The following is an 11,705-nucleotide window of genomic DNA, read 5'->3' as shown; positions in this document are numbered from 1 at the left end:
CCTCCATTCATTATTTTCTTTAAAGCACATCTAAAAAAGCATATCCAATTATTGCCTCAGCTACTTTTTTATCTTTAACTTTCGCTTGTACAAATACTTTTGCCAGATGCTTTTCTTTGCTGATTAGCTTCGCAATTATAATTATTTCATCATTAACAATTACCTTGCGCTTAAGTTTCAAATTATCTACTCGTGTAAGATAGGAGAATGTTGATCTCTTAGCAGTCTGCTGCTGTTTTCTTTCAAAAAATAAGAACCCACCAACCTGAGCCATTGTCTCTAAAATTAGTACTCCTGGAAATACTGGATTTCCTGGAAAATGTCCCTCAACCCAAAATTCGTCTTCCTTAATAGTTTTCTTACCAATAACTATCTTCTCATACTCTTGCTCAATTATTTCATCTACAAATAAAAACGGTCTTCGATGTGGTAAGACTTCTGTAATAAATTGATTCAAAGTTATCCTTCCCCCTAAACTTCCTTTCATTTGTATCACCGTTTAAAATAAATTTGACTATTCTTCTTACTGAAATTATTTGCACTTTCAACAAATATTTTTACTGTACAAATATCCTCTGATATCTTTTCAATAATTTCTGAACTAATCTTTCCTGTATCAACTAACTCACAGCCAGCTAGGCGTAGATTTTCTCTAAAGGCTAACAATTTTTGTGTTAAAATTTTAAAACTCAAATCAAAAGCCCGAGCTTGACTTTTATAAATCTCAGCTAATATATCAACTTCTAAATTTTTTGCTATTTTTTTCGCATAATCACTCACAATACTAAAGTGCTCTTTCTCTGGAAGATCACAAGATGCCATTATAATTAAATCAGGATTTTTTTCAATCACAGCATGTTTATATAATCCGTCAGAAGCAACAACAAGCTGTCCCTTATGTAAAGGTAACAGTCGTTCCAAAAATATTTTTAAAAGAGCTGAAACGTTGTCATAATACAATGGTGTTCCTAAAACTAGCACATCTGACTGACGAATCCTCTTCAAATATTCATTCATTGGATCCTTTAGTACACATTGGCCGTTATGCTGATTCCAACATCTAAAGCAACCCGTACACATTTTCAATTGACTCTTATTTAGGTTAATCGAATGACATATTCCTCCACGCTCAACAACACCTTCTTTAAAACTTCTAAGCATCATTCCTGTATGTCCCTTTTCTCCTCGTGGACTTCCGTTTATTATAGTAACAATCATATAGCCTCCTATTTCTTCATAAAAAGAGCATTAGTCTCTTTCATAACATCAACTTCAAGTAATGCTATTTTTTTCAAATAATCAATGATCATATCTATTACTTTTTCAGGTTGCTTCATAATAAAATTATAAGAAATATTATTTTGAAGTTTTCTGGCAAAATCTCTCCACAGAGCAGCAAGATTTATCCATTTATTTTTTATAATTGCAGAATCATCATTCTTTAAATAATATTTTTCTAGTATTGTTTTAAACTCATTCCGAAAAAAGGCATCCGTGCCTCCACAAATTAATTTTTGCATATGTAACATCTGTAAATATATATATTTTCTATAGTTATTTTTGTTCTTTGTTTTGTTATACTTACTAATATCCATTTTTAACTTTTTAAAGTAATCTATAATTTGTTCAAAAGTTTGAATACCTTCAACTCTAACTAACCCCTCTTCAGAAATATATTCAAATTCTGAAAAATAATTATTGAGACAAGTTAAAAGTAACTCTTCTTCTGCTATTTCTAATTTTTTTCTTAAAAGTAAATTTTCTTGTAATTTCCTTTTACATATTTTATATATATAAAATTCGCCATTAAGTAACCATACTTGTTTTTTTGCTACATCTTCAAGAATGCTCTTCATCAAAAATTCTTGCGTCCCTTGAAATTCAAAATAGATTTTTTGTTCGTCCATATCATCAATCATTAAATACGATTGCCCTGTAACTGAAATGTTTCTTGTGTCATATTTTTCTACACCCAGAAAATCCCCTAATAATGGCAATATATATAAATATTTCTCTCTATTTTGAAAATACTCAGAAAAAAAAGTTTGACTATCGATTGTTTCATATATAATTTCCAACTCATCAAAAATATAAGGAGAATTCATTTCTCCAGAGCCATTCAAGCCAATTAATTCATTCTTGCGAAAAGGAAATTTGTACAACGCAATTTTTATTCCTCCAAGAAAAAGAAAAGACTTTGTTAATTCAATTGTTGGATCTATCTCCTTAAATATACGATGTAAGGTCACTAGTCTACATTCTCTAAATTCCAATTAATTTTCTCCTCTCTTTTTCATGAAGTCAAACCACCATCCGCCACAATTGTAGTTCCAGTTATATAGCTAGAGCTATCACTCAGTAAAAACAAAACTATTTTTGCTATTTCTTCTGGCTCTCCAATACGACCAAGAGGAATCTGTCTTTCTAAATTTTTTTTATCTATAGATGCATTTAGCATATCTGTTTGAATATACCCAGGAGCAATACTATTTACACGAATATTTTTCCTTGCTACTTCTTTTGCGATTGCTTTCGTCATTCCAATCAATCCATGTTTTGAAGCACAATAATTACTTTGTCCTTCTGTTCCTATTAACCCAGAAACTGAGGAAATATTCACAATAGAGGATGGGTGTCCGGAACTATACATTCCAGGTAAAACTACTTTTGTCACTCTAAAAGGACCAGATAGATTTGTATCAATAACAGAATTCCATGAAAAATCATCCATGATCATTGAATACTTATCTTTTACAATCCCCGCATTGTTAACTAAGAATTTAATTTCCCCAAGTTCTTTTTCGATTTTATTTACTACAACTTTTATATCATCTAGTTTTGATATATCCATTTTATATCTAAAAAGCTGATTTTTCTCCTCGAAATCCTGTAACTCTTGATTAATTTTTGAAGAATAGAGATAGGTCATAACTACAATCATTCCATGATTACATAATTCTTTGACAATTGCCTGACCAATACCTCTGCTTCCTCCTGTAACTAATACAATCTGATTTTTTAATGATTCAAACATATTACTCACCCTACCTTTTACTGAGTAAAAACAAGTTACAATTTCCCGATAGATCATAATCGGCCACAATTACACAACAATTTGTCTTGTCTGACTTTAACAATTGAGTAATTCCAACATTACAAACCACACCTAAATTTCCTCCCAAAGCCTCAAAAATTTCTAAATTTGTATTTACATATTCTACTGACTCTTGAAAATACTCTTTAAGCCCGTCTTTTTCTTCTTGTCGCTCTGCATCGATACTATTGTTAGATATAAAAGAGAGAAGCGAATTATTTTGAAGATCATAACATTGACAAAGTTCTCCTAAAAAATTGAAAAGTAAGTGACTGAACTCACGATGCAAACCAGTAAAATAATTATGCTCACCTATATAATATTCGGTATATGAAACTAGTCTGATTGACTGACTTTTTTGTTCTGTCGATAAAAACATTGTTGAGGCATTTTCTAAAAACTGCCGACCGATTTGGGCAAAACTTCTTTTTAGAATCTCACTATGTGGTTCCAGTCCACAAGTAAATATGGAATCGACACGGCCATTTTTTATCATGCGAGCGGACATTGCGAGATAGTTACTATTCAATAACATTGTACTTGGTCCAGTATGTTGATAAACTTGACAAAAATGGCCCAACGCAGCATTATTTACAGTATGCGAAAATTGAATGGGGCTAACACCTACCACTCCTTTTTCCAAGTAACTTTTAATAAATTTTAGGTTTGTATCTACTGGCCCATAACTCGTATTGAATATAGTTCCAACTTTTCTACGATCAACCTCTCCCAAAATATTTCCTTGACCTGCAGCTATAGCTAACAAAGACATCCGATCAAGTCTTCGGTATTTCCTTATTTTTGCTAGTTCACCGACTTCAATTTGTTTAATGTTCATCAAGTAGTCATTCCATGATTCTTTTGGGGGCGAACTCATAACTATCGCTGCCTTATTGATAAAAATATTTGTCATACCTTCATTCCCCCTCTCTTTATTCCTACACTTTAATTGCGTATTATGTGTAGTTACCGTAATTAATCAGTCTTCAGCATCTTTAGTATTTTTTTGTGTAAAATCGATTTTTATTAACCGTTCAGAGATCACATCTGGAAGTTCTTTTACAAGATTTCCTTTATCATCTAATAAGACATGCGTAGTCATCCCCTTACAACAAAGTTGATTTTTATTATCGAATAATCTGTAAAAAAATTGAAACTTATTAGAAATTAAATCTCCTTTCAAATTGTAACGAATAGCTACTGTACATTCCGGCTTAAACGATTTAATATATTTTAAATATTGGTTTGTCAATGGAAATTTATACATATGGATGCTGTGCTCTTCATCTTCACCAAAATATTTTCTAATGAAATCAAAACGTGCTTCCTCTAACCAGTATAAATATTTTCCATGATGTGCAATACCATAGGAATCGAAATCAGAAAATCTTGGCTGAAGTGTGTAGAGTCCTTTTATTTCAATGACCGTCTTATCCATTAATTACTGTTCCTCAGTATTTTCTTGTATGTATTTAGCTAAACTACTTATACTGTAAAAAACACTGCTTTCATCAATATCAATAGATACACCGTACATTTCTTTGATCCCTGATACAACTTCCAATGCATCCACGGAGTCCAGATCCATTGTATTTTCTGTCATCTCTTGTTCTTCAATCATTCCACCAAAAAGTGGTGCGTCGTAATCATAATTTTCCTGATCAAGATCATAAATGTTACAACGACTGATAATCATTTTTGTTAACTCACTTTTCAAATTCCCCAACAGTTTCACCTTCTCTTCTCTATTTATAAAATAATTTATACGTCATTTAATTTTGAAAGGGCCAAGAAGAACACTCCTAAGCCCTCGCAAAAATTCAAATCTCTAGCAACAAGTTACTGAACCTTTATTTGGGGTAATAACTTCTTCGATTTCTTCTAAATCTTCAAAATCAATAATATTGAATTTTTCTTCCATCACCGTTCTCCTCCTTTACGATTTATTGCCATCTTGTAGCCAACAGCACTTTATTATTACACCTTAGAATTAGCAACACATTACGCTACCACTTCCGGGTGTAGTAACCTCTTCAATTTCTTCCAAATCTTCAAAATCAATAATACTGAATCTTTCTTTCATTATTTATCCCCTCTCATTAAATATCCGTTTTATTAGCAGCAAAAAGCACTTCCTGCCCCTGGAGTGATAACTTCTTCAATTTCTTCTAAATCTTCAAAATCAATAAATTTCATTCTCAGTTTCTCCTTTCTCTCTTTAACAACAGAAACATGGTCCGAATCCTGGTGTAATAACTTCTTCAATACTGTCCAAATCTTCGAAATCAAAATCATGTAAAAGCATTTTTTATCCCTACTTCCTTCTTTTTTTGATATCTCATAAAAAATTAAAATATCCTAAGTTATGATTTGTCCTTCTTCCAATTTAAAAACTTGATCACAGAATCGCTCTACAGATTCATCATGTGTTACAATAATGAAAACCTTGTTTTCCATAAATGGAAGCGTTCGAATCAGTTTCAAGAATGCATCTGTATTTTTTTTATCTAAATTTCCAGTAGGTTCATCAGCCAAAATAATTTTAGGTTCCATTAGTAAACAACGGGCAATTGCCGTACGTTGTTGCTCACCACCAGAAATTTCATTTATATATTTTTCTTCAATCTTCTTAATTCCTAACCAATTGACTAGCTGTTCATAATTATCTGAATGATTTTCAATCTTTTCACCTTTTAAACGAAGCGAGAAAAGAATGTTTTCTTTTACATTTAGAAAGGGAATCAAATTAAAATCTTGGAAAATGAATCCAATATCATTAGTACGTAATTCAGCTAATTGATTACTATTAAATTCTGTGATGTTCTTATCCCCTATTTTCACTTCCCCTTTAGTGGGATGAATTAACCCACCAATAATGTTCAGCAAAGTAGATTTACCTGAGCCAGACGGTCCCACTAAAGCATAAATATTACCTTTCTCCAAAGTAATTGTTATACCATTTAGAACTTGTTGAGAGTGTCCATTTATTCCGTATTCCTTTTCGACAGACTTTAGTTCAATCATATTTTCACCTTCCTATTCAGATTCTTACTTCCTATTTTTTTCTTTTAAAATAACTCTAGAAATTAAAATAATCCCCAAGACAAGTATCAAATAGATAACAACTAATATTGAACATACTTGCAAGTAAGGAATATTAATGACAGGTTTGAATACAATAACTTCTTCCATCATCTTAATCCCACCTTCAGCAAATGTAAGCCCGAAAAGCCAACCTAAAACAACACCTAAAATATAGATAATAGACATTTCTATTAACATACTGATTAGCAAAGCTTTTCTTTTCATCCCCATAATTAACAATCCTTTGTATATTCTTTGTCTAGAACTAATTGAAAGAATAAACATATTTAATATGATTGCTCCACTGAAAAAGATCAGCGCATAAATAAATGCTTCAATCATTTCAGTTTGTTTAATTGCTTGATTTTTGTATTTATCTTTTAGATCACCAATATTCATTAAGTTATAATTTTCAATAGATAAATACTTTGTGAATTCTTTTATTTCTTCATCACTCAGCCGATTCAAATAGATTGTGTTGTAAATTCCTTTAACATCCTTTCCAAATAAATACTCTGTTAAAGCAGATTTGGATGTAAACACTTGTTGTAGATCCAATGGCTGATAAAAATCTTTCGGACTAATTTTTATAGATTTGTCTTTATCAAAGAAATAGTCTATGACTTGATTACGTTTGATCTTTGATTTTTCAGCTAACTGTGACGGAAATAATACATTCAAACTATCATTATTTAAATCAAAATCTTTAATATTAAACTCTTTTTCCATTTCTAACACTTGAATATTTTTGAAGTTAGAAGAAACGCCTGTCAAAATCAAAGTGTTTTCATTAGTTTCTTTTTCAATCTCCATACTTAAAGCAATCTCAAAAGTTGCATGTGGATATAAGTTCTGCAAATAAGCCTTAACTTTTTCTTCTTTGACCTCAGATAATTCATTCATCACAAGTATATGTTCAAATCTATAGGTCTCATCTACCTTTTGTACAACAGCTTCCTTGACAGAATGAAAAAAGGTTAACATTCCTACTAGAAGCATAACTGAAAAGGCCAATGTAGATATTAATGAGCTGATTCTTTTAATATTCCAGCAATTTTCTTCCACAGCAACGAACAAAGAAAGTCGGTTAAAACGGAGCGACAAAAAACGAAGAGACGCCAAGGTCCCTGCTATTAACGGATCAAAAATCAAGATTAAACCTGTAAATAGTAAAATTATTTTCATAGTTGTGTATCCACTAACAATTGAAACAATCAAAAGGATAATACCTAAAGCTAACTTAATTCTAAATAAAAATTTTTCTTTAATAGTAGATTGAGACTTAAACGTGCTGCCTTCTTTCTGTTTACTTTCTACTTCGATATTCATACTTTTTAGATTTTTTGAACCGCACCATATAAAAAATAAAATTGCAGAAACAATAACTAGTAGATAAATATAAATTGGAATATGTTCGACCTTCATGTCTTGATAATTAGACAAAAATACTCTTGAAAACACTATGCCTGTGAAAAGTCCAATAACGGCTGTAACAGAACTTAGCAGAAAGCTTTCAATACTTAAAATCTGCTGAATTTTTTTGTATTTCATACCTAACTTATATAGCAGTTGGAATTCTTTCTTTCTCCCTTGAATAACAATCGAGTATGTATTATAAATAATAAATAAAGAAAAACCTACAAGAACTCCCGTCCCTAATTGTAAAAATAATTTCATATTTTTAAAGTCTTTTTTTAATAAATAGTCTGCTAACTCATTTTCAATTCTGTAGTTTATTGTATAAATAACTCCTAAAGAAAATGTCAATAGCAGCATTGTTACAAAAAATATCAATATGATGAAAAGAAACTTACTACTATTTTTTTTTAAATTTTCTCGAATATATATCCACATATTTCTCACATCCTTCATAATGTCTTCAAAAAGATTTTAATGCTTTCTTAAAAGAAAGAAGTACTTGTATTAGACTTATAAATGCCATTACATAGACGAAAATGCTTAGTACTGTTGAACTAAAACCAAATACGTTTAGATAATTCAATGTTATACGTATAATAGAAAAAATCCCTGCAATACCAATAACATATGAAAGAATAAAATAAAGAAACAATCCAATCATTTTTTTGTTTTGAAATTTTTTTAAAATTGAGGTCTCTTTTTTTATTACTCCTGCAAGAAGCAACAATAACTGCCATCTTGTCCCTTCACTACCATATATGATTGTAAAAATATGGTATCCATCACTCGTTGATAGCGGTAATAAACTACTAAAAAGATACCCTATATTAAGAAGAGCTATATAACCAAACCACCAATTATTTGTAATGATAAATAAGCATAATGAGAAAAATATCAGTATACAGTTATTTATCATACCAAAACCTAATATCTTAACTCGTTTCCAACTATCGATCGTATACATATCTGAATAACGAATATATATCACTGGAGAAAATCCCCATTTCAAACGAATGTTTAAGCTTTTCCATCCAACATTATAGTAATTAGATGATAATAAATGACCTAATTCGTGAAAAACAAGTGATCCGCTTCCAGCAAATAAAATAACAATAATATCTACTTTAGTCACATTTAGAATTGAAAAATTTATCTGGCTTATGTAAGAATCTATTAGTTGAACTGGAAATTTAATAATAATAATTGGAAATCCAATTAACATTACAGCTATCAACAATAAATTTAAATAGTATATGCCTTTAGTCACTCTCTCAATTCTTTTTTGAATAGCAAATAAAGGAATTTCAAATAGTTTCCGACTATTCAACTCAAACTCGATATTACTTTGACTATTTGTATTTGGGTACGTACACAAATTATGCTTACTTAATATGGTTCTCATTTTTTCGTAGCTAATCGTACTATTTTCATGTAAAAATTCTTTTACTTCTTCAATTTTTTCTTTCTTAAGCAAAGGAATCAAACCTTCAAAAAAAGTATATTGTTCCTTTGAAAGTTTTATATATTTACTTCTTTTTTCACTTATCAAAAAATATTTAGTATCTTTCATAGATTTATCTTTAATAAGAGTAACATCATCAACGACTAGCCCTTTTGATTTATCTAAGTCAAGTTTTTGTGTATCCAAAATTACCAGTCCTTTTTGAAACTTTTTTAAAACTATCCCAAAAAAGTTTATATTCAGCTGATGTTTTATCCATAGTAGCTAAAGTCTTAATAGATTCTTCAATGGTCGTTCTAGAAAAAGTACATCTTGGTGAACTAACTACGTACATATCTCCATGAGATTGAAATTGAATTCCCTTACAAAATACAGAGCAGATTTTTCTTGCAAAACATGCCTGGCATTCAGGTGCATCTTGTCTACTAACATTGGCGATGCCATGTGCTTTTTCATAATTCAATCCTTCTTCTATATTTCCCATATTAAATTTTTCTTCATTTACAAACATTTGACATGGATAGATATGCATATTTGTATCAAAAAACAGCGAGTGTCCTGCATTACAGTCCCTTAAAGAACGATCTTTAGCAATTTGAATGAGTGGAGCAATAATTCCAGAAGGGATTTGATCTGTTTCTCCTTTGTAGAGTTTTCCTATATAATACTGCGTGATTTCTCTAGTAAAGCTTTCTAGATTTGATAGCAAGCGTTCACCAGTAATAGCTAATGATTCTACAGCTGTATCTACAGGTACTATAGCAAGATTTTCCCACCCTAACTCATCCATTGCTTTTGCCCACTTAACTCCATCACCTTGTTGATAATTCTCTAGATGATTTCTATTTATCGTTGCTTGTAAGACATATGAAACACCTTGCTCTTTCATTCTATTTATTCCTTTTACCACATTGTCATATACACTCAGCTTTCCATCTCCCTGATAAATCCTTGCAAGATCATTCAATTTTTTAGGTCCATCCAAGCTTGTAACAATAAATATGTTGTTATCTTTTAGAAATTCTATTGCTTTACTTGAAATTCCAACTAGATTAGTACAAATAGATGTTGGTGGAAATTCCATATCATTTTTTTTAAAGAAATCTTGTGCTTCCTTAACAAATGACTTGATTTCTCTAAAATTAATCATCGGCTCTCCACCAAAAAAGCACATACTTTTGATGCCATCTGAATAATTTTCAAGTGCAAATCTAACTGCATTCATATAGTTTTCTTTAGTAAAAAATGCAGGTTTATCCGATACAGATCCATACTCTCCCTCACCTGCAAAGCAATATGTACAACCGAGATTACATGTTCTAGCAGACATAAATGTCAACGCAACAGTCCCTCTACCTGGAACTTTTTCTACAGCTACATCCGAACTATTTTCCTTTTTAAATTGTTTAAGTAGTTCATCTATCTGTTCGTTAGTCATCTGATCTACGGACAGTTCTTTAGAAACTCTCATCATTCGAGAAGTTTCAGGATGGAAAAAAATATTAAATTGCTCTTGATCACTATTTATTAAATATACCTGATTCTGCATACTTTTCCTCCTCATATATTAGTACTCGCTTCATAAAATCATTTTAAATTTACAAATAATGAAATACCATGTATATAGTTTAAAGGAACAGGAATGTAAATTAAATAAGTAAAAGCGGAAAATTGTTATGAATCCATAGATAATTTTTTAGTAATGTTTACACTTTAAATGTTATAGAATAAAATGATAGGTAATATGGATGCCTACAATCTTTTTAAATCATTTTGTCTAGAGATACACCTATTCATAAAATAGCAAGGAGAAAAAAGTATTGCTTAACTCACACATTCTTTTACTAAAATTGAAGTCCAACCCAGTTCCAAAAAAGCTTATTATTTCTTATGGGAAATTTGAATCAAATGATTTTAAATTTCCTATCGCTTTTCTTAGCGAGCGCGAACAACATATTTGTAATAGTTATCGTAATCTCAACAGAAAAATGACCTATCAAATAGGTAGATATGCAGCAAAAACTGCTGTTTCTCTCTTGTTGAATGAATCAAATCTTCAAAAATTAGAAATTCTAGTTGGTTGTTTCTCTCAGCCTATTATTCAGTATGAACAATTCAGCATGCAGGGAGTCTCGCTGTCCCATACAAAAAATGCAACAATCGCACTGGCATTTCCAGCATCAATTTGTGCCGGTGTAGATATAGAACTGGTTTCAAAACAAAAAGAAAATACCCTTTACTCAAACATAGAAAATCATGAAAAAAATATTGTTGACCAATTAGATAAGCAAAACCAAAGATTACAATATAGTGTTTTATTATGGACAATAAAAGAAAGTCTGTCTAAAGCAGTACTAACTGGTTTAACACTGCCATTATCATTTTTTTCAGTAAAGTCCGTTACCTGTCATAAAAATATTTGGGTTTCTGAATTTGTTCATTTCAAAAACTTTAAATGTCTATCTTTTTTTTTCTGATCAACATTGGATTTCACTTACTTTACCAGCTTATTTAATTGAGCAAATACAAGAAAGCACGCAGCATAAAGTAGAACTACTTGCCTTTTGGGATTTAGAAATTAACGGAACCGATAATGATATTCATAAATAATGACATAAGCCGTTTTGTTGGGATCATTCCATCTTT

General features: G+C 30.6%; 13 protein-coding genes. 1 reads left to right on the top strand and 12 read right to left on the bottom strand.

The window, feature by feature from the left end; genetic code table 11:
• Positions 1-19: 19 nt before the first annotated feature.
• The 12 genes from fabZ to IGK54_RS01830 all read right to left on the bottom strand — a co-directional run bounded on the left by fabZ (position 20) and on the right by IGK54_RS01830 (position 10,608).
• Entirely contained in the window at positions 20-457 is a 438-nt protein-coding gene (gene fabZ / locus IGK54_RS01885; RefSeq protein ID WP_232620659.1) for a 3-hydroxyacyl-ACP dehydratase FabZ, read from the bottom strand.
• A 35-nt stretch (positions 458-492) separates the two neighbouring features.
• Positions 493-1,218: a flavodoxin family protein gene (locus IGK54_RS01880; RefSeq protein WP_142957247.1), complete on the bottom strand. Its 726-nt coding sequence runs from the start codon at positions 1,216-1,218 to the stop codon at positions 493-495.
• A gap of 8 nt (positions 1,219-1,226) precedes the next feature.
• Positions 1,227-2,273 carry a hypothetical protein gene (locus tag IGK54_RS01875; protein WP_241408283.1) on the bottom strand — a complete coding sequence of 349 codons (1,047 nt, stop codon included), beginning with the start codon at positions 2,271-2,273 and terminating at the stop codon, positions 1,227-1,229.
• A 20-nt stretch (positions 2,274-2,293) separates the two neighbouring features.
• The gene (fabG, locus tag IGK54_RS01870; RefSeq protein WP_142957246.1) at positions 2,294-3,034 is read right to left on the bottom strand and encodes a 3-oxoacyl-ACP reductase FabG; all 741 of its coding nucleotides are present in this window, start codon (positions 3,032-3,034) and stop codon (positions 2,294-2,296) included.
• 10 nt (positions 3,035-3,044) lie between these two features.
• On the bottom strand, positions 3,045-4,007 hold the full coding sequence (locus tag IGK54_RS01865; protein WP_142957245.1) for a hypothetical protein: 963 nt from the start codon (positions 4,005-4,007) through the stop codon (positions 3,045-3,047).
• A gap of 66 nt (positions 4,008-4,073) precedes the next feature.
• A complete protein-coding gene (locus IGK54_RS01860) occupies positions 4,074-4,532 on the bottom strand; it encodes an acyl-CoA thioesterase (protein WP_016615378.1) in 459 nt (152 codons plus the stop codon).
• Between the two features lie 3 nt (positions 4,533-4,535).
• Complete coding sequence (locus IGK54_RS01855) at positions 4,536-4,829, bottom strand: hypothetical protein (RefSeq protein WP_241408280.1); 294 nt, start codon at positions 4,827-4,829, stop codon at positions 4,536-4,538.
• Between the two features lie 380 nt (positions 4,830-5,209).
• The gene (locus IGK54_RS01850; protein ID WP_231415563.1) at positions 5,210-5,359 is read right to left on the bottom strand and encodes a hypothetical protein; all 150 of its coding nucleotides are present in this window, start codon (positions 5,357-5,359) and stop codon (positions 5,210-5,212) included.
• A gap of 93 nt (positions 5,360-5,452) precedes the next feature.
• Positions 5,453-6,118, bottom strand: coding sequence for an ABC transporter ATP-binding protein (locus IGK54_RS01845; protein ID WP_002361207.1), 666 nt, complete (start codon positions 6,116-6,118; stop codon positions 5,453-5,455).
• A 24-nt stretch (positions 6,119-6,142) separates the two neighbouring features.
• Positions 6,143-8,050 carry an FtsX-like permease family protein gene (locus IGK54_RS01840; RefSeq protein ID WP_002401973.1) on the bottom strand — a complete coding sequence of 636 codons (1,908 nt, stop codon included), beginning with the start codon at positions 8,048-8,050 and terminating at the stop codon, positions 6,143-6,145.
• 7 nt (positions 8,051-8,057) lie between these two features.
• Positions 8,058-9,245, bottom strand: coding sequence for a hypothetical protein (locus tag IGK54_RS01835; RefSeq protein ID WP_002397530.1), 1,188 nt, complete (start codon positions 9,243-9,245; stop codon positions 8,058-8,060).
• Complete coding sequence (locus tag IGK54_RS01830; RefSeq protein ID WP_010713566.1) at positions 9,226-10,608, bottom strand: radical SAM/SPASM domain-containing protein; 1,383 nt, start codon at positions 10,606-10,608, stop codon at positions 9,226-9,228. Before IGK54_RS01830 ends, IGK54_RS01835 begins: the two co-directional genes overlap by 20 nt.
• Positions 10,609-10,879: 271 nt before the next feature.
• Here IGK54_RS01830 and IGK54_RS01825 point away from each other — a divergent pair, with 271 nt between their 5' ends.
• A complete protein-coding gene (locus IGK54_RS01825; protein ID WP_025188208.1) occupies positions 10,880-11,536 on the top strand; it encodes a 4'-phosphopantetheinyl transferase family protein in 657 nt (218 codons plus the stop codon).
• Positions 11,537-11,705: the final 169 nt, after the last annotated feature.

Origin of the sequence: Enterococcus sp. DIV2384, from assembly GCF_050534975.1 — a bacterium.
GTDB lineage: Bacteria > Bacillota > Bacilli > Lactobacillales > Enterococcaceae > Enterococcus > Enterococcus faecalis.
This window is presented reverse-complemented; position numbering and strand designations above follow the sequence as displayed.

What these genes read in the sequence shown, in the direction of transcription:
- IGK54_RS01880 (WP_142957247.1), bottom strand. Translation starts at nt 1,218, where the DNA reads ATGATTGTTACTATAATAAACGGAAGTCCACGAGGAGAAAAGGGACAT.
- fabG (WP_142957246.1), bottom strand. Translation starts at nt 3,034, where the DNA reads ATGTTTGAATCATTAAAAAATCAGATTGTATTAGTTACAGGAGGAAGC.
- IGK54_RS01865 (WP_142957245.1), bottom strand. Translation starts at nt 4,007, where the DNA reads ATGACAAATATTTTTATCAATAAGGCAGCGATAGTTATGAGTTCGCCC.
- IGK54_RS01860 (WP_016615378.1), bottom strand. Translation starts at nt 4,532, where the DNA reads ATGGATAAGACGGTCATTGAAATAAAAGGACTCTACACACTTCAGCCA.
- IGK54_RS01845 (WP_002361207.1), bottom strand. Translation starts at nt 6,118, where the DNA reads ATGATTGAACTAAAGTCTGTCGAAAAGGAATACGGAATAAATGGACAC.
- IGK54_RS01840 (WP_002401973.1), bottom strand. Translation starts at nt 8,050, where the DNA reads ATGAAGGATGTGAGAAATATGTGGATATATATTCGAGAAAATTTAAAA.
- IGK54_RS01830 (WP_010713566.1), bottom strand. Translation starts at nt 10,608, where the DNA reads ATGCAGAATCAGGTATATTTAATAAATAGTGATCAAGAGCAATTTAAT.